This window comes from Mesorhizobium ciceri biovar biserrulae WSM1271 (assembly GCF_000185905.1).
Classification (GTDB): domain Bacteria; phylum Pseudomonadota; class Alphaproteobacteria; order Rhizobiales; family Rhizobiaceae; genus Mesorhizobium; species Mesorhizobium ciceri.
Genome location: NC_014918.1, coordinates 378,089 through 400,909, shown reverse-complemented (window position 1 = coordinate 400,909; position 22,821 = coordinate 378,089). Strand labels below are relative to the sequence as shown.

Below are 22,821 nucleotides of genomic sequence, written 5' to 3'. Positions count from 1 at the left end.
GGACAACCTCCCATACTGTTGGAACCTGACATACGGGGTCATTGCTGGATCAGGCCCGTCGTCCAGCAACGCAGTCATGTTACCTTTGGCAGACCGTCCGCTTTCGGGCGAAGGTAAAGTTTGCCGAACTCCGAGATCAGGCGCATTGCTGCCGCCAGCCGGCAACCGCTGCGAGGGTGAGGAAGGACAATGGGATTGTGCCTGGCGCCAGGTCGCTCGCATCGAGAAGAAAGACCCGCCATGTGGAAGCTGCCGGACCCGATCACCACGGTCGGGCGTCACGGCATCCTGTTCGGGACCGCCATACTCCCATGAGTGTCAGCGACGGCTGGTTTCGACCTTCGGCAACAATATCTGGTTCGTCCTCGTGCATGTAAAACTGGAAAGAAACGCGCAGTCGCGACGTTCTCTACATTGCGGTACTTGACATGGACTCGATATCGCTCGCGCAGTATCCTCTCGGCTTGACGCGTGTCCACGGTGCCCGGAATGTCAGGCGCACGCGTGAGTTCACCAAGTGGGTTCTCTCGCTACCCGGCAGTGAGGCAGCCTCGCCTGGTCCGCTCGGATTGCTACCAATACCAGCTGTGTTTTGGGCATGCGTTTGAGGGCAAGTCTTCAGAGCCTCGCCGGACAGGTGGAAATGAGCTCGGTGCGATCAGGATGGACAATTGTGCTCGAACTTGACATAGCCGACGTCTTCGCGGCCCGCCATGCACTCGACGGCGATGGCCATCCCGGCTCCAACCTTGAAGCTGTTATCTGGCACTAACCATGGTCCGCCCCAGCCCAGTCCGAAGGAATGGCCATGGATTGGGTAGCCGCAAAAAATTCCGCGGCCGTCAAGAACATCGAGGACTGCCTTGTACAGATCGCTTGCCGTTACGCCAAGGCGGCATGCGGCCACGCCTGCCTCAATTCCGGCAATGGCACCGTCGTAGATTTCATTCTGCCGCGCGGACCACTTTCCCCGACAACGACAGACCTTGAGAAGTCCCAGACCTAGCCCTCGACAGAAGGCGATGAGGGCCTGCCCCTCAGACCCCGTGAACATCATGCGAACACGACGCCAAAAGCTTCATTGCCCTCATCTCGCGGCAGATCCAATGCTCACGCAAGGAATCAGCCGTCGGCGGCCGCTCAAAATTTACCATTCTCATGAATAGTCCCAAATATTTAACACCTACCGATATCTTGGCGGCTATAGTCCGGGCCGCGCTGGTGGACTTGGAAATATCTCGGCATGTGCGGTTTTAGCGGCTATTTCGGCACTGTCCGGGATGGGAGGGCGCTCCTTGAAAGGATGACGGCTGCCATTGCGCATCGCGGCCCCGATGAGCAGGGGTTCTTCACCACAAAGGCGGCCGGCCTCGGCCATGCGCGGCTGTCCATCGTCGGTCTCGGGGACGGCCAGCAGCCGATGTCCGATGCGACGGGCGATCTGACGATCGCCTTCAACGGCGAGATCTTCAACTATGTGGAATTGCGCGAGCAGCTTCGCGCGAAAGGCCGCCATTTCCGGACAACCAGCGACACCGAAGTGATCCTGCATCTCTATGACGAGATGGGGGAGGATTGCGTCTCCGCGCTCAATGGCGATTTCGCCTTTGCGCTCTGGGACGGCCGCCGCCGCCGCATGGTTCTGACCCGCGACCGCATGGGGGTCCGGCCGCTCTTCTATACAAGGCAGGGCGAACGGCTTTACTTCGCCTCGGAGGTCAAGGCGCTCCTCCAGGCCCCGGGCGTCGCGGCCGAGATTGATCCGGTCGCACTCGACCAGATCTTCACGCTCTGGGCCCCGATCGCGCCGCGCACGCCCTTCCGCAACATCTACGAGATCGAACCCGCAAGCCTGATGATCGTGCAAGAGGGCAGCGTCTCGACCCGGCCCTACTGGAGTCTGGAGTATCCCGACCGGGACGCGCCGCCCCGGCAGGGGGACGAGCGTGCCGCGGCCGAGGAACTGCGCGCCCTCCTGACGGAGGCGACCCGCATGCGCATGCGCGCCGATGTGCCAGTCGGCGCCTATCTGTCTGGCGGCCTCGATTCCTCCATCACATCGGCGCTGGCGGCGGGCATGGCGCCGGGTGGCCTCAGGACCTTCTCGGTCACATTCGATAGCGCCGAACATGACGAGAGCCCCTTCCAGATCGAGATGGCCCGTGCGCTCGGCACGCATCACAGCGCCGTCGCCTGCGGGGAAGGCGATATCGCCGCCGTCTTCCCTGACGTTATCCGCTTCACCGAGCGGCCGATCCTGCGCACTGCCCCTGCCCCGCTCTACAAGCTCTCGAGCCTCGTGCGCGAGGCCGGTTTGAAAGTGGTGCTGACGGGCGAAGGCGCCGACGAAGTCTTTGCCGGCTACGATATTTTCAAGGAGGCCAGGGTTCGGCGCTTTTGCGGGAGACAGCCCGGCTCCCGCATCCGGCCGCATCTGTTCCGCAAGCTCTACCCCTATCTTCCCGGCCTAAGGCAGCAATCGGCCGAGTACCTGTTCTCCTTCTTCGGGGCTAGCGGCGCGACGCTTGACGATCCGCTGTTCTCCCATCGGCCGAGGTTCGACGGCACGGCGGCGACGAAGCTGTTCTACTCGGGCGATCTGCGTGCCACATTGTCCGGATATGACGCCGCCGAGGAGCTCGCCGCGCGGCTGCCCGAGGCGTTCGCCCGCTGGCATCCCTTGCATCAGGCGCAATATCTGGAAGCCCGCTTCCTTCTCCCTGGCTATATCCTGTCCAGCCAGGGCGACCGCATGGCGATGGCCCACGGCATCGAGGGCCGCTTTCCCTTCCTCGACCATCATCTGGTCGAGTTTGCCGCCGGCCTTCCTCCCGAGATGAAGCTGAAGGGGCTCGTGGAGAAGCATATTCTGCGGGAGGCGACCAAAGACCTGCTGCCGGCCGCCATCGGCCGGCGGACCAAGCAGCCCTATCGCGCACCGGATAGCCAGTCCTTCGTTGGGCCGGGCACGAGGGACTATGTCCAGTCGGCCCTGGGCGACGCCGCAGTCAGCGCCGGCGGGCTCTTCAATCCGAAGGCAGTGGCAAAACTACATGAGAAATGCAGCCGCCAGCCGGCCTCCGGCTTTCGCGACAACGCGGCCTTTGTCGGCATCCTGTCGACGCAGCTGTGGCTGACGACTTTCACCGGCACAGGCATTTGCAACGCAAAGGCCGCCTGACACCACCAAGGAAAGCGAACGACATGACCGATACGATCCAAGACGCAGTGAAGGCCTTTGTCATCGAGAACTTCCTGTTCGGCGACACCACCCACGCCCTCGCCGATACGGACTCGCTGATCGAGAACGGCATCATCGATTCGACCGGCGTTCTGGAACTGGTGGCCTTTATCGAGGACCATTGCGGAATCACAGTTGCGGACGCCGATATCGTGCCGGCCAACCTCGATTCACTGGCGCGCATCACGGCCTTCATCACAGCGAAGACCGCATCGCTCGTCGCGGCGTGACGGCTGGCAGCGGAAGGCCCGAGCTCATGCGGGTCGAGCAATTCCTCATCACGAACGCGGCCGCGCATGGCGCGAAGACGGCGCTTGTCACCGACCGGGAGCGGTTGCGCTATGACGAGCTCGACGATCTGTCGAACCGGCTTGCGACCGCTCTCGCCGAGAATGGCGTGCAGCGCGGCGACCGCGTTCTCGTCTTCATGGACAATTGCTGGGAAGCCGCCGTCTCGATCTTCGCGGTTCTCAAGGCGGGCGCGACCTTCAGCCCGATCAACGCCTCCACCAAGGCCGACAAGCTCGCTTATGTCATCGACGATTGCGAGGCTGCGGCGATCCTGACTCAGGCCAAGCTGATGCCTGTCGTGATCCAGGCGCGTGCGCTGTCGGACCGGCCGTTCTTCGTCGCGTCGACGCAAGCGCCATCCAGCCATACGCCGGATGGCGCTGCCTCCTTCGAGGATTGTCTCAAGGTCGCGCCCGTGCCCATTCGCCATGGCGGGATCGATATCGACCTCGCCATGCTGATCTACACCTCGGGCTCCACCGGCCGCCCCAAGGGCGTGATGATGACGCATCGCAATATCGATGCCGCGGCCGAATCCATCACGACCTATCTGCGCAACACCCGTGACGACATCATCCTCAATGTCCTGCCCCTGGCTTTCGACTACGGCCTCTATCAGCTGCTGATGGCGACGAAGCTCGGCGCGACCCTCGTCCTCGAAAAATCATTCGCCTTTCCGCAGGCCATTTTCGAGCGCATCCGCGCCGAGAAGGTCACCGGTTTCCCGCTGGTGCCGACGATGGCGGCGCTGATCCTGCAGATGCGCGATTTGGCGCCGGGTTTCCTGCCGAGCCTTCGCTATATCTCGAACACCGCCGCCGCCCTGCCGCCGGTGCATATCGCCCGGCTGCGCGAGCTGTTCCCCGGCGTACGGCTCTTTTCCATGTACGGTCTGACGGAATGCAAGCGCTGCACCTACCTGCCCCCGGAGGAGCTGGACCGCCGGCCGGGTTCCGTCGGCATCGCTATTCCCAACACGGAAGCGATCGTCGTCGACGATGAGGGCAACCGCATGCCACCGGGCGTGGCGGGCGAGTTGGTCATCCGCGGCCCGCATGTCATGCAGGGCTATTGGCGCAACGACGTGGCCACGGAGCAGATGCTGCGTCCCGGGCCGCATCCCTGGGAAAAGCGGCTCCACACCGGTGACCTGTTCCGGACGGACGAGGACGGCTTCCTTTATTTCGTTGGCCGCAAGGACGACATCATCAAGACGCGCGGCGAAAAGGTCGCCCCGAAGGAAGTCGAAACTGTGCTGCACGCCCATCCAGGCATCGTGGAAGCCGTGGTGACCGGCGTGCCGGATCCGGTGCTCGGCCACGCCATTGCCGCTCTCGTCGTTCTCTCGGACGAGACCCTGAGCGAGCGGGACATCATTCGCTACTGCGCCGTTCATCTCGAGGATTTCATGGTGCCGAAGCTCATCGAGTTCCGCCGCGAGTTGCCGAAGACCGATACCGGAAAGGTCAGCCGAAGGCTGGCGGCCGAAACGTTGGGGACTGCACAATGAATCTCTCCCTCGCCCCGAGCCGTCCCGCCTTCTCGGCCGACGCGCTGACGCTCGACAACGCAGCGGAAACCGATCGCATCGTCGCCGGGTTGCGCGAGCAGCTACGCGGCATGCGCAAGCGCGGGCTCGTGCTCGGCCTCTCTGGCGGCATCGATTCCAGCGTCTCGGTCGCGCTCGCCGCCCGCGCCGTCGGCGCGAAGAACGTCTTCTGCCTGTTCATGCCGGAAAGCGACTCCGATCCCGACAGCCTCCGCCTCGGCCGGCTGGCCGCCGAAACCTTTGGCGTCGAAGCGATCGTGGAGGATATCGGCCCGACGCTGCACGCGATGGGTTGTTATCAGCGGCGGGATACCTTCATCCGCGAGCTGGTGCCGGAATACGGGCCGGGCTGGGCCTCAAAGATCGTCATCGCCAATTCACTCGCCGGGGAGGGCTACAACATCTCCTCGCTGGTGGTGCAGGACCCCGAAGGCCGGCAGACGAAGCTGCGCATGTCGGCGGCGGTCTATCTCGGCATCGTCGCCGCCACCAACATGAAGCAGCGCACGCGCAAACAGATCGAGTACTATCACGCCGACCGGCTGAATTTCGCCGTGCTCGGCACGCCGAACCGGCTCGAATACGACCAAGGCTTCTTCGTGAAGAATGGCGACGGCGCGGCTGACGTCAAACCGATCGCCCATCTCTACAAGAGCCAAGTCTATGCGCTTGCCGCCCATCTCGGCATTCCCGAGGAAATCTGCCGCAGGGCGCCGACGACCGACACCTATTCCCTCGAGCAGACGCAGGAAGAGTTCTACTTCTCCCTGCCCTATGACCGCATGGATATTTGCCTCTTCGGCCTGAATAACGGCCTTTCAGCCGCGGACGTCGGCGCCGCCGCGAAGCTGACTGCGGTCGAGGTCGAACGCGTCTGGGCCGATATCGCCGCCAAGCGCCGGGCGACGCGCCATCTGCACCTTGGCCCGCAGCTCGTCCGCCCCGTCGAGGAAATCGCCAGCTGAGATCGGCGCGACCATCGGGATTACGTCGCCGCGCGGGCAAATGACGGCCTATTCGAACTGCTCCCCGGCCAAGCGATTCCAGCGCTCGCCGGCCAGCCCGTTGAAGAAGCCTTGCGAGCTCAGAAACGCGTTCACCAGCTCCTCGTCGCGCGAATGCACCACGGTCGAGGCCGGTTGAGTGAAGGCGACCCGCCGGCCCAGCATCGCTGCGAGCAGAGCGGGTTGCGTCCGGCCGCGCAGGCCGGCGGCGCCGCGCCGCGCCGCATCGCCAATCAAGCAGTCGACGACGGAACCAGCTTGCCCCGGCAGGGCCAGAACCTGCAGCACGCGCGCCATCCTGCCCGGGCGGGTGTGATAGAGGAAGGCGCCGACCAGCGCCCCGCTGGGGGAGGAGACGGACGCGAACACGGCATCACCATAGTCCGGCTTCTGGGAAGCCTCCGCGAGGATATGCGCAAGCTGCTCGGCGCTCCAGTCGGGGCGGAGCGGGAACTGCCGCGTCAACGGGTCCAAAAGAGCCGCAAAACCGGCTTGATCGATTTCGGCTACCTTGAGGCCGCCCTTGCCATTCCAGAGTTCCGGGACCCCGGACCAGCGCATCTCGTTCTCCTGCATCCGTCCGCGAAGATAGCGATCGAGTCCGCGCGCGAGCGGGTCAAGCAAGCGCACGGCGCCGGCTCGCCGCGAGGCTAGATCGAGCAGGAAGGCCGAAGGCCGGATGACCCGGATCCAGTCCAGGCTGTATTGCGGCAGGGCGACCCCGCGCAGTTTCGTCCACATCTGCGTCGAGAGGGCATTTGCGGTTTCGCTGAAGGAGATGTCCTGCGGCCCGGCCAGGAATGTCCTGAGCAGCCTTGCGCCGGCCATCGGGTCGTTCGCCCGCGGTTCGACCATGAGCGAACCACAGATGGCGGCGCGCAGCTTGCACTGGCCATGCCTCATCGGCAGCACATTTACGCCGACAAAGCCTGAAATGTCGCCTTCGCTCGCAATATGGACGAGAGACGCGATCTCCGGATCGCAGACCGGGCCTTCGAGATAGTGCCAGCGCAGATAAGTCTCGAGCGCCGGAGGCGGCGGCTTGCCACCGTCCCGGAAGGTTCTTTGAAAGAGCCCGGCGACGGCCGGAATATCCGCAGCCTGCAGGGGACGAATCTGGCTCATGCCAAACTCGCGGAGGATGAGATCGCGGGCGAACCGTTCCCAAGCTTGCGGAGGAGTGCGACACGCGGCATTCCGACCTCATCCTTGGCGAATGTCACGGGTTCATAGGCCTTGGCTCTGGCTATCAGGGCAGCCACCTGGCGGTCCTGCCCCTGCCCGAACTCGAACAGCAGCCAGCCATCAGGCTTGAGGAAATCGGTTGCGTCCCGGATCAGCCGCTGTTGGATCGAGATGCCGTAAGGCCCCCCGTCGAAGGCCTCGCGCGGCTCGCCCTCAAGCAGATGCGCGCTCTCGCCTTCGAGGCGCGCGGTCGAGATATAGGGCGGATTGCAGACAATCATGTCCGCTGCGCCGATAAGCCCATCGCCCTCCAGCGCACCGAACAGATCCCCTTTCCGGATGGTGACCCGGTCCTGAAGGGCCAAGCGTTCGGCATTGCTCCGGGCGAGCGCGACCGTGCTGTCAGTCACGTCCACCCCCCAGACGCGGGCCGACGGAACTTCCGCGGCGATCGCCAGAGCAAGGTTGCCGGAGCCGCAGCACATGTCGATCACCATCGGGCCGGGCGCGCGATCGCCAAGAATCGCAAGCGCCCTCTGTCCGAGCAACTCCGTTTCCTGACGCGGCACGAGAACGCCCGGAGCCAGTTCGAGCATCACGCTCATGAAACGATGCAGGCGGGGCGTAGAACGGCCGGCTAGGGCTGCTGCTCTGTGCGGCACGGCGGTTCCTTACGTCATCCGACAGTATTGCATACACAGGACCTATCGCGCTCCGGTAAACGGCTGCTAAAGATATCGCCGCCGATACTGCGCAGCGCACCAACTCGGCCATATAGATGCGGCGTTGGTGCGCGGATATGAAATCGAACGCATTTCGGTCTTTGAAGTTGCCGATTGTAGCTGCCGGACTTGATGTCGGACAGACTCCGGGCGTGCGCACGCCAGCATGCGGTTGAGTACCGCTGCAACCGACGGCAACCTCGGTCTGCTGAGCGGCGAACGAATGAGCCAGCAAGCTCCACATACTTCAATTGCGTCTGCCCGGGGAGGCAGTCTGTGGATTCGAGGCGTAGTCTCGGCTAAGCATACCCGATGGACGACAGATCCTCGTTTATGAAATCCAGCATAGACCATCTCCCGCCGCCAAAGCAGCGCGAGCTGACAAGAACGGTGGAGGTGCTGCTTCAGGAGTTCGACGACGCGCTGAAGGCTGGTGAGGGTGCGGAGTTCTTCGCAGCCAAGGGCAGACTCAAAGGGAGAGCCTTCGTTTCACTCCACCGAATTTTATGCTTGAATGTCTCTGAAACCTGGTCGCGGAGCGCCTCCCACTTTGAACGATCCCTTCGCCCCCCTACGGCAACGTTTCCTGGCCAGGTGCGCCGCTCAACTGGCGGAGTTGAAGGCGGCGCGGCACACAGTCCTTTTCAAGGGTTCCAACGACTCACTGATTGCGACCGCGCACTCGCTCGCCGGAGCCGCGGGAACGTTCGGGTTTGCGGAGATCAGCGTACAGGCATCGGCGCTGGAAACACTGCTGATCGAGCAGCCGGATGACGGGGCCGTGCATGCCGCACTCGACGGGCTTATCGAACAACTCGAGCATACGTTGAAGTGACTTAACCGAAAGGGCTCACTTCTTAGGTCCAGTCAGGCCGGTCCTGGTCATCTCGCCCCAGCTCTGGTCGGCGCGTAGATACTGCCACCAGCCCTTCACGCGCCATAAATTGTTGAGCTGGCGGTAGCCGAAGTTCTCGATCACTGCCACGGCCGTGAGCACGGCGAGGTCCCGCGCGCGCGGAAAACGCTGAAGCTCGGCTTCTTCGAGGACCAGCGAACACACGCTCACGCAAACGCCGTAGGTGAAAACCAGCGATGTGAACGCCAAGAGATACTCGGTCGAAAGAATGCCGAGCAGCCAAAAGGTCGGAATGAGCACATAGCCCAGGACTTCCGAAATCGGCCCCAGCACATCAACAACCAGTATGTGACCAAAGCCGAGGAAGCCAACACGCCCATAACGGGGGTTGAAGAGCATGGAGCGGTAACGGAAGAAGCATTCGAGCGCACCGCGCTGCCAGCGCGTGCGTTGTCTGGCAAGAACGCGGAGTGACTCGGGCGCTTCGGTCCAGCACACCGGCTCAGGAATGAACTGGATGCGGTATTTGCGTTTGGTGTCCATCATGTGACGGTGCAGCTTGATCACAAGATCGAGGTCCTCACCCATCGACCCACCGGTGAAGCCGCCAACCGCTACCACTTCGGCGCGGCGGAACATGCCGAAGGCGCCGGACACCAGCATCAGCGTGTTGATGCGGCTCCAGGCAAGCCGCGCCATGAGAAAGGCCCGCAGATATTCGACCACCTGAAACAGGGGCAGCAGCCGGTTCGGCAGCCGGACCTCACGCACCCTGCCACCTTCGATCCTGGACCCGTTGGCGATCCGGATCGTGCCGCCCACAGCGATGGTGCGCTCTGGATCGTCGATGAAGGGCTGCGCGGCACGCATTAGCGCATCGGGCTCGAGGATGGAATCGCCGTCGATCACGCAAAACAGCGGCGCGCGGCAGACGTTGACGCCGGCATTCTGGGCATCGGCCTTGCCGCCATTTTCCTTATCAACCACAAACAGCCGTTCGGTCATCGGCGAGGAATAGAGACCGCGGATCGGCTTGTGCGTCAGGGCCTCCTCATAGGGCCGATGGAATTTCACAAGCTTGAAGCCTTCGATAAGGCGCTGCAGAGTCTGGTCCTTCGAGCCGTCGTTTATGACGATCACCTCGAAATTCGGATATTCAAGCGCCAGCATCGAGTGCACGCTCTCGACTACGTTCACTTCCTCATTGTAGGCGGGTACCAGGAGCGCGATTGGCGGCGCGACGTCCCCATAACGGCGCCATAGCAGCGCCGAACGCGCGACTGGCGGGCGCTTGGACAGCGCGTAGGCGGCAATAATAAGCTGCAGCAGGTATACCGCCGTCTGCGCCAGCCCTGCCCCAATGATGAACCAGGACAGGATGGAGGCACCCAGGACGATCTCTTGGCTCCAGTCGAACATCAGGCGGCCGGCCCCTCGGCAAGGATCAGCGAGGCGGTGCGCTGGCGGCGCGAGACCTCGCTGGTGGCGATCTCGCGCAGCACCTGCTCTCCCTTCTGGCCGAACGAGCGGAGCGCGTTGGCGGCGGCATAGCGCACAGTCCATGCCTCGTCGTCCATAAGCTGCGCGAGGGGCGCGGCGAGTTCAGACAGGCCGAGGCGGCCCGCCGCATTGGCAGCGTCTGCACGCACATTCCAGCCGCCAATTTCCATCGCCTTGGTCAGGATGGCCGTCGCATTGGCATGTCCGGTCAGCCCGAGTGCCCGCAATGCGGCTGCGGCAACCTCCGATGACGGATCGCCGGCCGCGCGGGCAAAGAAGTCGCCAAACCGGAACCCGCCGTTGCGGGCAAGTGCATCGATTGCGGCCGCTCTAATGAAAGGCACCGCGCCCTGAAGTCTGGCGTAATCCTCAAGTTCGTCGAGCCGCTTCGGCGGAAAGCGCCTGAAAAGCTCGATCAGGCGTCGCGAGCGCTGTCCCGCCACGCCGATCTTGCGCAGCGTTATGACGAGCGGCGGCAAGGCGCCGAGATCGCAGAGCGCGATCGCGACGGCGATCCTGACCTCGCGTGATCCGTCGCGGTCGAGTGCCGAAAGCAGGCTTGCCACTGCGTTTTCCGAACGCAGCGCCGCCAGCATCTCGGTCGCGTGGATGCGTTCGGCGGCGTTGCCTTTTTCCAGTTGGGTACTGACAAGCGCCGGCAGGCCACATTCGTTGAAGGCTGAGAGGAGCTCGTCGTGCTCCTCGCCGCGCAACAGCGAAATAAACTCGAAACCGGCATCGACCGCCACCCTCGCCGGCACCGCAAGCAGCGCCGTCTTCAATGCCTCGCGATCGCGATTTTCGGTGAAGGCGATCAGCGCCGTCAGAAGAAGGCGCCGCTGATCGGCGCCCGTCGTCCCCCGGCGCTCCTGCAATACCCGACGCACGATCAGTAGAAGCATGATCGCCAGGGAAAGGGCACTGAGCAGGATGGATAAGTGCCAGATGTACAACATGATCAGAACCGCGTGGTTAGGCCGAGCCCGAATGTGGTTCGGTCGAATGTCGGGCGCTGCTCATGGGCGAGGCTGCCGCGCAGCGTCAGCGGATCGGTGACGTCCCAGGAGATGCCGCCAAAGACGGTACGCGTCGGCACCAGCGTGCCGTCGGAGATCTCGGGGGCATCTGCATAACCACCAAAAACGTTGACGGCCGGGGTGACTGCAAGATCGGCCCGCAGCACATAGCCATCGGCGCGTGTGCCGATATCGTCGGCTGCGTGAACCCAACGTGCCGAAAGCCCCAGCCGGCCGTCCAGGACATAGGCCTGCACCCAGGGCGAGATTGTGGTGACCTCGGCGGTGACGAAATTGTCATAGCGAGCATCGATGTTGAGCGAGAACGGACCGAGCGCTTTCGCGGGCGCCATGATCTGCCACGAAGCGCCGGCGCCGATCGAATATCGGGCCAGGAAATCGGCATCCGGCGTCGCCGCTGCCAGCACATAGGCCGAAACCGTCGGCGAAAAGGCCTGGTCGATGCGGCCGTCGATCTGAACATCGGTGCGACCGTAGCGGGTCGCCATCCGGGTGTGGCTTGAAATGGTTGTCTGCGGGGTGAGTTGATAGGCAAGGCCAACCGAACTGTCGGTCCAGTCGCCAAGCCCCTCGGTGAGATCGCTGACTTCGCTGCCCAGATCGAGTCGCCATTTGCGCGGCGGCGGCGCAGCCAGCCTTTGCACGATATCGGCAGAGCCCGGCTCGATGGCGAGCGCTTGGCGGTAGGCTTCCCGCGCGGCGAAGTCGTCGCCACGCGCCCGGCGCAGGTCGCCGATCCCCACCAGCGCCTCGGCATTGTGCGAATCTACCGCCAGCACCCGCTGAAACGACTGCTCGGCCCGCGTGTAATCCTGCTCGAGCAGGGAAATTCGCGCGTCGAGAGCCATCGCCTCGACATTGTCAGGCGCGGTGCCAAGCACATCATCGATCATCGCGCGGGCGCGCGGTACGTCGCCCTGCCAGATCGCCAGGCGCACCTTGCCGAGGCGGGCACCGAGAAGGCGGGGCCTAATGGCCAGCGCCTGGTCGAAGAACTGCCCGGCCTGGTCGAATTTCTGCTGGGAGCCAGCCACCAAACCGATGGCGACCAGGATATCAGTGTTTTTCGGCGCCAGCCGAAGGGCGCGGCGATACGCATTCTCCGCCTCCGGCAATTGTCCCGCAGCCCGCGATCGTCGGCCCTCCTCCATCAGGCCGGCGACGGGATCCGGCCGCGGCGGGCGCGGTATCTTCCTCGCGGTCGCAGGTTTCGCCTTGCTGCTGCCGGCCCGCTGGGCTTTGCGGATGTTGGCAACAAGGGTACTTGCATCGGCATTGTCGGGCTCGGCACGCGACACCTCTTCGGCGAGCGGCAAGGCGGCGTCCGGATTGCCCGAGCGGAACTCGACTTCGGCCATGCCGAAGCTGGCGTCCCGATAGGTTGGGGCAAGGGACAGTGCCTTGGAAAAGGCTTCGCGCGCCGCCGGCAGATTGTTGCGGCCAAGCTCGGCGAAACCGAGTTGCACCAGGGCGTCGGCATTGTCGGGCCTGAGCGCCAGGGCTCGCCGGAAAAGACCCGCCGCCGCCTCGAAACGCTGCGCTTGCCTGGCCTTGACGCCGAACTCGTAAAGTTCATCCACCGTCTGCGCCAACGCCGCGCCCTGGGGCGCAGCGATCGTCAGGACCAGCCATGCGGCAAGGGCTGCGCGCCGGCCGCGCCGCATCAGCGCTTCCCGCTCTTTCGCGCGAGCAGACGCGCAAGCCGGGCCAGCAGCTCCTCGGGAATGAATGGTTTCACAAGATAGTCGTCCGCTCCCTTCTCCAGGGCCGAGACGATATCCCTTTCGCCCTTGCGGGCGGTCAGCATGACGACCGGAGTTTCGGACAAAGCCGGATCGTTTTTGATGCGGGCAAGCACCTCCAGGCCGTCGGCCTTGGGCATCATCGCGTCGAGCACGATGATGTCCGGCGCCTCATGCTCCGCCTTCAAGAGCGCTTCCGCCCCGTCTACTGCCTTGATGACCTCATATCCCTTTGCCCTGAGCCTGAATTCCATCAGCTCGATCAACAAGGGATCGTCGTCGCAAATCAGAACTCTTGCCTTCGATCCGTTCACCAGCCTTGCTCCGGTTCCGTCGCCCCCCGGAGTGATCAACCCATGAACCGACATCCGCCAATGCGGTTCATGCAGACAGAAATATTCTTCTCAGCTCTCTCATCGACGTCCGCCGATGCCACCGCGATTATAGACAACCTGATTCGCTGCGCCTGCACCCTCGGCACAATCAGTAGATGAATAAGGCGACATGGTATAGGAGCCCTGAACGGCATCGCACAGTCTGCAGCCAGAACGCGCTCGGTGGCCAGTCAATCGTCGACTCAGGCGCGCGACAGAAGCAATCTTTTGACTTCACGGGCAAGCGCAAGCGGGTCGAACGGTTTGGCGATCACCCCTACCGCGCCCATTGCCAGATAGCGTTCGACCTCATGCGTCTGGGTGCGCGCGGTGATGAACACCACGGGTATCGAGGCCGTCGCGCCAGCCTCGGCCAGACGCCTCAGCGTCTCCGGCCCATCCATGTCCGGCATCATCACGTCGAGCAGAATGAGGTCGGGTTGCCATTCGGCGGCATCGGCCAGTGCCTGCATGCCCGAAGAACAGGACCGCACCTCGAATTCCGGCTCGAGCTCCAGCGACATCTGGGCGATTTCGCGGATATCGTCCTCGTCATCCACATAGAGGATCCTTGCGCGCATCAGCATCACTCCTTGGCGTTCGCGGCAAGCCGGGTTCGGGACGTAACCAACATGCTCCTGACCAGCTTTGCCACATCGATCTCCGACGCCTTGGTCTTGGTCATGATCGCCTGCACGCGATCGCCGAGTTTCTGGTCGAGCTCCGCCGCCGAAAACACGATGACGCCGGTCTCCAGCGGCAGATCGACGAGGAGATCCAGGCCAGATCCGTCGGGGAGTGCAATGTCCAGGATGATCAGATCGAAGCGATGCTTCGCGACCGCCTGCCGAGCTTCCTGCAGCGTCTTTGCGGATGTGATCGAGACGCCCGAGCCCAGCCCCTCCGACATCACCGCGAGCACGCCCTCGTCGTCTTCGACATGCAGGACCTGTGGCCTCGGCTCGACCCTGCGGCCGACGATCTTGGCGAGAGCGGCGTGAAGCCGTTTCGAGTCCACCGGCTTCTCCAGCCAATCGATGATGCCGACGGCGCTGCCGTTCAGCGAGCGCCTGGCCTCGTCGGCGACGGCGGAGATGACGATGACCGCAATGTCGGAATTCACCGGTGATGCCCTTAAGTCGTGAAAGAGCTTGATGCCGGATTCCCCCGCCAGCTTGATGTCGAGCGTCAGCGCTACGTAGTCGCGGGAGCTCAGGAGCGCCTTGGCGGTGTCGATATCGGGCGCGACGTCGCTGGAAAAGCCTTCCGCATCAAGAAGTGCCGCGATCACCGCAGCGATGTCGGGCTCGTCCTCGCAGATGAGGACACGCAGGCGGCCATCGCGCTTGCGCGCCCGGCGCTCGACCAAAACCGGCTTGTCGGCCTGCCTGTGCGCCTCGGGAAGGTCGACGTGAAACGAGGTTCCCTGGCCTTCCTCGGTTTCGAAGGAAACGGCGCCCCCGAGCTTTTCGGTGATGGACTTGACGATGCTCAAGCCCAGGCCGGTGCCGCCAATTTTACGGGTGCTGGAGGCGTCCGCCTGCTCGAACTTTCCAAATATACGGCTGCGGAAAGCCTCCGGGATGCCGGCGCCCTGGTCCACCACGGAAATGCGCAGCATGTCGCGGTCACGACGCTGGAATTTCACAGTGACGGTCCCATCGGTTTGCGAGAACTTGATCGCATTCGACAGGAGGTTCGCCATCACCTGGTGCAGGCGATCCGGATCGATGTTGGCCTCGGCGCGCGGGGCATCGTCGACCAGAACGATCCTGATCCGACTGTCGGCCATGTAGTTGGAGCTGGCGGCAATGGCCTGCTCCAGGACCTGGCGGACAGGCATCTGCTTGATCTTGAAGGTGATCACGCCCGATTCGATCTTCTCCATGTCCAGAATGTCGTTGATGAGAAGAACCAGCCTTTCGCTATTGGTATGGGCGATGTTGACGAGATTGGCGGCCTTGGGCGGCAGTTCGCCGGCCACGCCGGCCGCGATCAGGCCGAGCGAACCCCGGATAGAGGTCAACGGTGTGCGCAACTCATGGCTGACCGTGGAAATGAAATCGTTCTTGAGCTGGGCGGTGCGTTTCTGCTCGGTGATGTCGCGATTGTAGGTGATGACACCGACGATCTTGCCGGACTCGTCGCGGAACGGTGCCTTGAGCGTGTAGAGCCAGCCTTGCCGGCCATCCGGCAAAAGCGCCGGCTGATCGATCCGCAGCGTCTGCCCTGCCTCCAGCGCGCCCATCTCATCCTGCCGGAACCGCTCCGCGACTTCTTTCGGATAGAAATCGAAATCCGTCTTGCCTATCAGATCGTCGACTGAAGTGGCGCCAACCATTTCGGCGGTGGCCGGATTGGCGGCGATGAAGCGGCCGTCGACATCCTTTATGTTCAGGCAATCGGGCAGTTCGCGAACCATGGCCCGGTAGGTCATGTTGGACATCAAGAGCTCCCGCCGGCGCTGCTGCCGATCGAGCAGGACGCCGATGATGATTGTGCTGAGGAAGCGGAACACGAGCGACGGGAACGTGCTCTGCTGCACCAGGCCGGCGACGGCTTGCGTGGGGATGACCAGAAGCGTGATCAGCCCGGCGAGAGCGACCGTTACGCCCAGACCGAATATGTCGTACATGGTGCGCGAACGGGCCGCGACGATGTGATGCCACGCGATACCGACGATTGCGGTGATGAGGATACCCATCACCCCGGCGCTGGCGCCCTGCCCGCCGAGATGGACGCGATAGGCAATGGAGCCGACCGTGGCGATCAGCATTGCCGGCCATCCGCCGAAGAACGCGGCCGCAGCAATGAAGGCGGCGCGCAGATCGACGACGAAGCCGGAGACGGACAACGCCGTCGCCATCGAAATGATCGCGCCCACGCACATGACCACGCCAAGAAGCAGCGACTGCATCCGCTTCGAAAGGCGCCCGGTGAAGTCCGCCACAAGGTCCCAGGCGACCACGAGGATGGAGACCAGTGCAAGATTGGCGAGGAGTGACTGCCAGATCTCGATCATGACTTCGGCTCCTTTTTTCCGATAGATAGCGCCAAAACCTATCCGAGGTCTAAAGAAGCTACAGCCCGGTCGGCGGTGCGGTCGACCCCGCGATCAGGGCAGCTCGGTGGGGCCACCTTGATTGCTGCTGCATCTATGGCCGACATGAGGCGCAAAGCCGACGGTCCGGTTAGGGCAGTGAAGTCCGCGTTCCGCCAATTTTTGGCAGACAGTCGCCATCCATCCTTTTCACGTGAACAGCCTTGTTCGCCAAAACCCGTCCCCTGCCCCACCAGCCCTTGACGAAAATCGGCACGCCTGTGAGACACAGGGGTGGGAACATTTGCCCCGTGGGTACATCTATAGTCGAAACACGGGATCGCGCGGCAATTTTGGTGGCAAAGCCATACTTCTTATCGGCCGCGTAAAGATCGGCGGACTTCTAGCTCACCAACTCGCGCAGTCCGGGGCAGTTACAGCAGGTGGTCCCCTAGTCCTTGCCGACACTGACGATTTACGCAGGGCAAATCTGGGAAGGCATCTGCTGGGTGTGCCCTACCTCCACTACAATAAGGCGGAAGCCACCGCCGATCGAGCCGTATTGGTTATGACGACCGTTGCGAGCATCGTCCCGCCGTTGCCGCCATTGGGCGAGCCGCCAATGCCGCCCTGGCTTGCCGAGTCATTGCCACCCGAAGCTTGCCTGCGCCGCCGGACCCGCCGCCAAACGAAAGATGGATGTTGCTGGCCACGCCGCCCTTGGCCTCGTTGCCGGAAAGGTCGACATTGCTGATGGTAACGGTTGCGCCTTCATTGATGAACAGCGCTCCGCCTGCATCCACGTTCCTACGGCTTGACCGCTTTGGTTCCCTTCTTCGCTTGCACGGCGATCGAGGGCCCATCCGGCGGCGGGCCTGTAACGGCCCTCTTCGGCGGCTCGGCGGCGGGTGTGTCGGGCGCCTGCGGCCCGCCGGACGTGAGGTTGACCGACACACCGTAGACTTTCCACTGCCGGTTCACCGGTTCGAACAGCAGCTCGAAATTGACCTGCAGCGGTACCGATGGGAAAAACCCCGCTATGTGCAGCATACCGTTCGGCTCGATCTGCGGCAGCAAGGTCAGTTGCGGATCGAGCACCGCGACGGCGCTGAAATCGAGCGCCTGCTTGCGCTGACTGGCGAAGATGTCGCCGAGCCCCGCGGCACTGTTGGCTTGAAAATTCGGTGAGCCGAGATCGCGCAGCACGGTGTAGTTGCCGGTCTTGTTGGCCTGGTCGAGCGCCAGCAGCGTTGTCCTGGTGAGGATCAGCACGCCGTTGCGGTCGATGCTGGCGGGATGGGCTGCCTTTTGCATCACCCGCTTGTCTCTGCTTTGCGCATGCGCGGGCTGCACAGGCACCGAGACGACCATCAGCGCGACGGCCAACGCAGCGAAAAAACCGCGGGCGCCCGGGGTCCGCCAACCGGGCGCCCGCCACTGAAAAGACACGATCTGCTGAAGCCCCAAAACCCCGTTCATGCCGGCCGCGTCAGTTCAGTGTCCATGAGGCTCCGACGCTGACGCCGACATCGCCACGGCTGGTTGTCGCCGACACGGCGGCGTTGAGGCGAAAATCCTCACTGGTGTTGTAGCCAAGTCCCAGCGCCAGGCCCGATTGCCCCTTGAAATGACCAAAGCCGCCAGCGATCGACAGTTTCTCAGGCCTGTCATCGTAACGCAGTCCCGCCGTCGCCAGGGCTAGCGCCGTACCGCCACGGGCTTCCGTGCGGTTTGCGCTGATCTGCTTGCCAATATCCTGGAAGCCGGATTCAAGCGCGCCAACGCGGCCGTCGAGCGCAGCAATATTGGTGGCATTGGTCGTTACCCTGGTGTCGAGATCCGCGATCTGCGTGGTGTGCGTGGTGAGCGTGTTGGTGTTGCTGGTGATGCGCGTCTCGTGATCGGCGAGTTCGGTGGTGTTGGCCGCGATCTGCGTCGTGTTGTTGGTGATGCGCGTCTCATGATCGACGAGCTCGGCGGTGTTAGCGGTGATCTGCGTTGTATGACTGTTTACCGTGGTGCTCAGATTGGTGATGTCGGTGCTGTTCTGGGCGACCTGTGCCGGCAGGCCTTCGAGGGTCGCGACATCGAATGTTGAAGCCGCCAGATTGCCGTCGCCGTCCGTTGTCATCAGATAGGTCGTGGCGCCTTGCGCGTCCTTGCTCGCCTGCGAATTGACGCCGGCCAGCGTGTAGGTGTTTCCGCCCGTGCCGATGGCGACCTGGTTGTCGCGCGTTGTCGATGCGCCTTGGCCGATCGCGGTGGAAGCCAAGAAATTGGCGGTTGCCCCAGCGCCCAGCGCGGTGGCGTTCAAGGCATTGGCGGTTGAGTTGTGACCCAATGCAGTGGCTTCGTTCTGCCCATCAGCCGCTACGCCCGCCTCGGCGCCCATGCCGATGGCCGTGCCACCGCTGCTCAGAAAGCCGATATCAAGTCCCGCTTTTGAATAGGCGCCCAGGGCAGTGCCCTGCGCCCCTGCCTCCGCATTATAACCCACGGCCGAGCCTTCGAGTTCTCCCACATACGCGTGCGGACCGACGGCTGTGGCGAAGGCAGCAGATGTCTGTGCCTGTCCTATAGGGATACTGGTATCATTGCCGCAGGCGAGGCTGTTGGAATGGCCAGTGTCGTGGCCGCCAGCGCACTCACCTGCCAACGCATGCCCTGGAAATACCGAGATGGCCAAAACCATCGCGCCGGCCAAAGCGGTGACGAGGACCGGACCGCCGCGCGAGCTGTCTTGCTCAGTCGCTTTCGCGTCTCTCGATGCGAGACGGAACCGCCTCCCATCCGACGGTGCGGCTGTCTCTAGTTGGCGCGGCGCGCCCGCCTGCTTGATCATTCTTGCCACCACGCCCAAAAACCCCCGATCAAATTGCCGATGTGTCGGGAGAGTGCAGACAAGGCGATGAAGCGAACAGTCGTCATATGCCGACTGTTCCTCGCTTTGTGAGGCCGCTACCTCCTTGTTGGGTCGGGTTGTTGCCGCATGGTCACATATTCATTTTTGCTAATTATCGATGAGGGGAACCCGGTGGCGACATCATCGCCTTCAGCGACAATGCAACTTGCGCGAGAGCTTCCGTGTGTTAGGCTTCTTCACGAAACCTGATGGTCCCAAGGATCGGAAAGTTCCCATGGCTGACGTCACCATCGAAGCGGTCTCCGCCGTGGTCGGCCAGATTTATGAGGCGGCCTACGACCAGGAACGCTGGCTCGGTGCGGTAACCGGCCTGCGCGACCTGTTCAAGGCATCGCGAAGCTGTATCGCGCGGCTTGATCAGCGGGCGTTCAACGCGGTGGGGACTGTCGATGATCCGGGACTGTGTACTCCCGAGGCGGCGGCAGCACACATGCGGGATCCCATCAGCACCGTCGTGGCTGCGCTGCCGGTTGGCAACATCTATGACCGTGCACGGATAGCGGAAGACGGCGCCGACTTCCGCCGCCGTGAGCTTTGGCAGGACTGGATGAGGCCGCGCGACATGCATCATGGGCTCGCCTCGAATCTTCTCGCATCCAACGGCTCCTATTGGTTTTTCGATATTCACCGCGGCTCCAGGCAGGACGCGTTCGGTGCCGACGACATCGACCTGTTGCAGAAGATCGTGCCGCATATGTTGCGCGCCGGGCAGATCGGCCGGCGGCTGGAGAACACCTCGGCGTTGGCATCGGCTTTCTCCCACCTGCCCTTCGGCGTGTTCCTGGTCAACGGCCACCAGCGGATCGTTCAGATGAACGAGGCCGCCGAGGCAATGCTGGCGCGGCCTGACAGCCCGCTGAGGCTGAATGGCGGCACGATCGTCGCCTCCAATCCCCGGGATGCGCAGGAGCTTCAACAATTGGTCGCGGATGCCTGCTCGCTGCCGGACGGAGCCATGCCCGGACCCGGCGGAACGCTGATGGTGCCGTCGGATCACAAGCGCTCCGACCTGACGCCGCTGGTGCTGTCGGTTGCGCCCTTCGTCGACGCCCGCGCCTACGGTTTGGCCTCGGAACGGTGCGCGGTGATCATGGTCACCGAGGTCGCCCGGCGCATCCCCGATGGCTTCGAGACGCATGTCCGCAGCCTGTTCGACCTGACGCCGGCCGAAGCCCGGCTCGCAGCGACATTGGCATCCGGGCGGACGCTGAAGGAAGCCGCGGCAAGCTCGAGCATCACCGTGAAGACCTGCCGCACCTATCTCGAACGTATCTTCTCCAAGACCCGCACCCGGCAGCAGAGCGAACTGGTTGCGCTGCTCAAGAGCACCGAACCGCTTAGCGGGCGCGGCGGGTAGCCGGCTCATGCACAGCGAGCGTGCTAAGGATTTCGAGGCCAATGGCTGACGCAAACCTGGAAGCGGTGTCCGCCGTGGTCGGCCAGATCTACGAGGCTGCCTACGATCAGGAACGCTGGCTCGAGGCAGTGACTGGTCTGCGCGATCTCCTTGGCGGCTCGCGCTCCTGCATTGTGCGGCTCGATCCAACGACGAGCAACGCAGTTTCAACAGTTTATGATCCCGAGTTCGTTTCGTCCGAAGTAACCGCTGCGCACATGCGCGATCCCATCAGCGTAGTCGCGGCCGCCCTGCCTGTGGGCAAAGTCTATGACCGCACGCTGGTAACGGAAGGGGGCGCCGGCTTCCGCCGCCGTGAACTCTGGCAAGACTGGTACAGGCCGCGTGACATGTATCACGGGCTTGCCTGTAATCTTCTGGCCGCCAACGGCTCCTATTGGTTTTTTGATATTCATCGCGGTTTGAGGCAGGAAGCGTTCGGTGGCGACGACGTCCAGCTGTTGCAAAAGATCGTGCCGCACATGCTGCGCGCCGGGCAGATCGGCCGGCGGCTGGAGAATACGTCAGCGCTGGCATCGGCTTTTTCGCATCTGCCCTTCGGCGTGTTTCTGATCAACGGCCATCAGCGGATCGTGCAGATGAACGAGGCCGCCGAGGCGATGCTGGCGCGGCCCGACAGTCCGCTGGCGCTGAAGCACGGTGTGGTAGTCGCCTCCAATGCCGGAGATGCGCAGGAGCTTCAACGGCTGGTTGCCGATGCCTGCTCGTTGCGGAACGGCGCCATGCCAGGCACCGGAGGAACGCTGATCGTGCCATCGGATCACAAGCGATCTGATCTGACGCGGCTGGTGTTGTCAGTCGCACCGTTCGTCGATGCCCGCGCCTATGGCCTGGCGTCGGAGCGCTGCGCGGTGATCATGGTGACGGAGGTCGCCCGGCGCACTCCCGATGGCTTCGAGCTACATGTTCGCAGCCTGTTTGACCTGACACCCGCCGAAGCGAGGCTTGCAACGGCATTGGCATCGGGGCGGTCTCTAAAGGAAGCCGCGGCCCTTTCCCACATTACCGTGAAGACCTGCCGCACCTATCTCGAACGGATTTTCTCCAAGACCCGGACCCGGCAGCAGAGCGAACTGGTCGCGCTGCTCAAAAGTACCGAGCCGCTCAGCGGCCGTGGCCGGTAATTCCCGAACAAAAAATCTAACAGTCGGCATTTGCCGATTGTTCGGGGCCGCGTCTTTCGGCCAGATTTTGGCTAGGTTTGCAGTGGCCAGCCATGAAGTAGGGCAGGTCGTTGATGATGCGGGGCCAATCAATGATGGAAACCGGATACGTTGTCGCGGCCGGATTATTTCCGTTTGCCGTTTCCTATACGCTCGTGGCAATGCTGCCGGGTGCCAATTTTGCCGTCGTTGCGCAGGCCGGGCTGACCGCGTCGCGTGCTACGGCGCTTTCCGCTGCCGCCGGTATCGCCCTTGGCGCAAGTTCGCTGGCGGCCGTCGTCGCGACGGGGGTCGGTTCATTGCCGCACGAGGGCATCGCGCATCAGATAGCCGCCAGCCTCTACGGCGCACTGCTGGTCCTCATTGGATGGAACTCGATGCGGCGAGCTTGGTCGATCAAGACGGGACCGGATGAGCCGAAACCGGTCGCAAACGTTCGGCACTTCCGGCTGGGTTTTGTCACTGCGGTGGCAAATCCCGCAACTGCAATATTTTTCGCCTCTTCAACGCTGAACTTAAATCTCCGCGGGGCGACTTACCTAACCGTGGTCGCATTGGTGTTTGCCATTGCGATCGCCTGGTTTGGTCTTCTTGGCCTTTGCATTTCCCAACCTGTAACACAGCGGTTCTACAGACGTTTCCGAAAGCATGCGGATATCGTCCTGGGAGGTGCCCTGGTGGCGCTCGGCTTCGCCGCGCTTGGGTCGTTGAAGGGCTAAAACATGTAGCGGTGTCTGGACTGGACAGGGTCGCGCTCACTGCAATTTGCTAGGACGG

The 22,821-nt window shown here is 63.0% G+C and carries 19 protein-coding genes; 8 read left to right on the top strand and 11 right to left on the bottom strand.

The features are described 5' to 3' along the window. Positions 1 to 658 precede the first annotated feature (658 nt). Positions 659 to 1,057, bottom strand: a complete 399-nt coding sequence (locus MESCI_RS32055) for a M24 family metallopeptidase (protein ID WP_027163535.1) — start codon at positions 1,055 to 1,057, stop codon at positions 659 to 661. Between the two features lie 186 nt (positions 1,058 to 1,243). Here MESCI_RS32055 and asnB point away from each other — a divergent pair, with 186 nt between their 5' ends. From asnB to nadE, 4 genes are read left to right on the top strand one after another with little or no spacing between them, the layout of a single operon-like run. Further along, complete coding sequence (gene asnB / locus MESCI_RS32050) at positions 1,244 to 3,181, top strand: asparagine synthase (glutamine-hydrolyzing) (RefSeq protein ID WP_013525357.1); 1,938 nt, start codon at positions 1,244 to 1,246, stop codon at positions 3,179 to 3,181. 23 nt (positions 3,182 to 3,204) lie between these two features. After that, entirely contained in the window at positions 3,205 to 3,471 is a 267-nt protein-coding gene (locus tag MESCI_RS32045; RefSeq protein WP_013525356.1) for an acyl carrier protein, read from the top strand. Positions 3,472 to 3,497: 26 nt separating this feature from the next. After that, on the top strand, positions 3,498 to 5,042 hold the full coding sequence (locus MESCI_RS32040; RefSeq protein ID WP_013525355.1) for a class I adenylate-forming enzyme family protein: 1,545 nt from the start codon (positions 3,498 to 3,500) through the stop codon (positions 5,040 to 5,042). Then, the gene (gene nadE, locus MESCI_RS32035; protein ID WP_013525354.1) at positions 5,039 to 6,046 is read left to right on the top strand and encodes an NAD(+) synthase; all 1,008 of its coding nucleotides are present in this window, start codon (positions 5,039 to 5,041) and stop codon (positions 6,044 to 6,046) included. The genes MESCI_RS32040 and nadE overlap by 4 nt, the downstream gene beginning before the upstream one ends. A 48-nt stretch (positions 6,047 to 6,094) precedes the next feature. Here the strand turns inward: nadE and MESCI_RS32030 are convergent, their stop codons facing one another. Both MESCI_RS32030 and MESCI_RS32025 read right to left on the bottom strand, forming a co-directional pair. Beyond that, on the bottom strand, positions 6,095 to 7,210 hold the full coding sequence (locus MESCI_RS32030; RefSeq protein ID WP_013525353.1) for a hypothetical protein: 1,116 nt from the start codon (positions 7,208 to 7,210) through the stop codon (positions 6,095 to 6,097). Continuing rightward, the gene (locus MESCI_RS32025) at positions 7,207 to 7,875 is read right to left on the bottom strand and encodes a N5-glutamine methyltransferase family protein (protein WP_164752012.1); all 669 of its coding nucleotides are present in this window, start codon (positions 7,873 to 7,875) and stop codon (positions 7,207 to 7,209) included. Before MESCI_RS32025 ends, MESCI_RS32030 begins: the two co-directional genes overlap by 4 nt. Before the next feature lie 667 nt (positions 7,876 to 8,542). Between MESCI_RS32025 and MESCI_RS32020 the strand changes: the two genes are divergently transcribed. Next, positions 8,543 to 8,827: an Hpt domain-containing protein gene (locus MESCI_RS32020; protein WP_013525351.1), complete on the top strand. Its 285-nt coding sequence runs from the start codon at positions 8,543 to 8,545 to the stop codon at positions 8,825 to 8,827. 15 nt (positions 8,828 to 8,842) lie between these two features. On the opposite strand, the gene MESCI_RS32015 is transcribed toward MESCI_RS32020, so the two are convergent. The 8 genes from MESCI_RS32015 to MESCI_RS31980 all read right to left on the bottom strand — a co-directional run bounded on the left by MESCI_RS32015 (position 8,843) and on the right by MESCI_RS31980 (position 19,038). After that, a complete protein-coding gene (locus MESCI_RS32015; protein WP_013525350.1) occupies positions 8,843 to 10,267 on the bottom strand; it encodes a glycosyltransferase family 2 protein in 1,425 nt (474 codons plus the stop codon). Then, a complete protein-coding gene (locus MESCI_RS32010) occupies positions 10,267 to 11,304 on the bottom strand; it encodes a HEAT repeat domain-containing protein (protein ID WP_013525349.1) in 1,038 nt (345 codons plus the stop codon). The genes MESCI_RS32015 and MESCI_RS32010 overlap by 1 nt, the downstream gene beginning before the upstream one ends. A gap of 2 nt (positions 11,305 to 11,306) precedes the next feature. Then, a complete protein-coding gene (locus tag MESCI_RS32005) occupies positions 11,307 to 13,049 on the bottom strand; it encodes a YaiO family outer membrane beta-barrel protein (RefSeq protein WP_013525348.1) in 1,743 nt (580 codons plus the stop codon). After that, entirely contained in the window at positions 13,049 to 13,441 is a 393-nt protein-coding gene (locus MESCI_RS32000) for a response regulator transcription factor (protein ID WP_013525347.1), read from the bottom strand. The genes MESCI_RS32005 and MESCI_RS32000 overlap by 1 nt, the downstream gene beginning before the upstream one ends. Before the next feature lie 263 nt (positions 13,442 to 13,704). After that, the gene (locus MESCI_RS31995) at positions 13,705 to 14,082 is read right to left on the bottom strand and encodes a response regulator (RefSeq protein ID WP_013525346.1); all 378 of its coding nucleotides are present in this window, start codon (positions 14,080 to 14,082) and stop codon (positions 13,705 to 13,707) included. 5 nt (positions 14,083 to 14,087) lie between these two features. Continuing rightward, positions 14,088 to 16,523: a hybrid sensor histidine kinase/response regulator gene (locus MESCI_RS31990; protein ID WP_013525345.1), complete on the bottom strand. Its 2,436-nt coding sequence runs from the start codon at positions 16,521 to 16,523 to the stop codon at positions 14,088 to 14,090. An 825-nt stretch (positions 16,524 to 17,348) separates the two neighbouring features. After that, the gene (locus MESCI_RS31985) at positions 17,349 to 17,855 is read right to left on the bottom strand and encodes a hypothetical protein (protein WP_245268661.1); all 507 of its coding nucleotides are present in this window, start codon (positions 17,853 to 17,855) and stop codon (positions 17,349 to 17,351) included. Between the two features lie 175 nt (positions 17,856 to 18,030). Continuing rightward, positions 18,031 to 19,038 (bottom strand): YadA-like family protein, encoded by a 1,008-nt coding sequence (locus MESCI_RS31980; RefSeq protein WP_224673607.1) that lies wholly within the window; start codon positions 19,036 to 19,038, stop codon positions 18,031 to 18,033. Between the two features lie 640 nt (positions 19,039 to 19,678). Here MESCI_RS31980 and MESCI_RS31975 point away from each other — a divergent pair. From MESCI_RS31975 to MESCI_RS31965, 3 genes are all read left to right on the top strand, one after another. Beyond that, complete coding sequence (locus MESCI_RS31975) at positions 19,679 to 20,821, top strand: helix-turn-helix transcriptional regulator (protein ID WP_013525342.1); 1,143 nt, start codon at positions 19,679 to 19,681, stop codon at positions 20,819 to 20,821. A 74-nt stretch (positions 20,822 to 20,895) separates the two neighbouring features. Then, positions 20,896 to 22,005, top strand: coding sequence for a helix-turn-helix transcriptional regulator (locus tag MESCI_RS31970; protein WP_244507013.1), 1,110 nt, complete (start codon positions 20,896 to 20,898; stop codon positions 22,003 to 22,005). Positions 22,006 to 22,136: 131 nt separating this feature from the next. Then, positions 22,137 to 22,763, top strand: coding sequence for a LysE family transporter (locus tag MESCI_RS31965; protein WP_164778385.1), 627 nt, complete (start codon positions 22,137 to 22,139; stop codon positions 22,761 to 22,763). Positions 22,764 to 22,821 lie beyond the last annotated feature (58 nt).

Excerpts from the sequence above, each read along its gene's own strand:
- MESCI_RS32010 (WP_013525349.1), bottom strand. The coding sequence starts at position 11,304 with ATGTTGTACATCTGGCACTTATCCATCCTGCTCAGTGCCCTTTCCCTG.
- MESCI_RS32015 (WP_013525350.1), bottom strand. The coding sequence starts at position 10,267 with ATGTTCGACTGGAGCCAAGAGATCGTCCTGGGTGCCTCCATCCTGTCC.
- MESCI_RS32045 (WP_013525356.1), top strand. The coding sequence starts at position 3,205 with ATGACCGATACGATCCAAGACGCAGTGAAGGCCTTTGTCATCGAGAAC.
- MESCI_RS32040 (WP_013525355.1), top strand. The coding sequence starts at position 3,498 with ATGCGGGTCGAGCAATTCCTCATCACGAACGCGGCCGCGCATGGCGCG.
- MESCI_RS31990 (WP_013525345.1), bottom strand. The coding sequence starts at position 16,523 with ATGATCGAGATCTGGCAGTCACTCCTCGCCAATCTTGCACTGGTCTCC.
- MESCI_RS31985 (WP_245268661.1), bottom strand. The coding sequence starts at position 17,855 with ATGCAAAAGGCAGCCCATCCCGCCAGCATCGACCGCAACGGCGTGCTG.
- MESCI_RS31965 (WP_164778385.1), top strand. The coding sequence starts at position 22,137 with ATGATGGAAACCGGATACGTTGTCGCGGCCGGATTATTTCCGTTTGCC.
- MESCI_RS32025 (WP_164752012.1), bottom strand. The coding sequence starts at position 7,875 with ATGAGCGTGATGCTCGAACTGGCTCCGGGCGTTCTCGTGCCGCGTCAG.
- asnB (WP_013525357.1), top strand. The coding sequence starts at position 1,244 with ATGTGCGGTTTTAGCGGCTATTTCGGCACTGTCCGGGATGGGAGGGCG.
- MESCI_RS32030 (WP_013525353.1), bottom strand. The coding sequence starts at position 7,210 with ATGAGCCAGATTCGTCCCCTGCAGGCTGCGGATATTCCGGCCGTCGCC.
- MESCI_RS32055 (WP_027163535.1), bottom strand. The coding sequence starts at position 1,057 with ATGATGTTCACGGGGTCTGAGGGGCAGGCCCTCATCGCCTTCTGTCGA.
- MESCI_RS31975 (WP_013525342.1), top strand. The coding sequence starts at position 19,679 with ATGGCTGACGTCACCATCGAAGCGGTCTCCGCCGTGGTCGGCCAGATT.
- nadE (WP_013525354.1), top strand. The coding sequence starts at position 5,039 with ATGAATCTCTCCCTCGCCCCGAGCCGTCCCGCCTTCTCGGCCGACGCG.
- MESCI_RS32005 (WP_013525348.1), bottom strand. The coding sequence starts at position 13,049 with ATGCGGCGCGGCCGGCGCGCAGCCCTTGCCGCATGGCTGGTCCTGACG.
- MESCI_RS31995 (WP_013525346.1), bottom strand. The coding sequence starts at position 14,082 with ATGCGCGCAAGGATCCTCTATGTGGATGACGAGGACGATATCCGCGAA.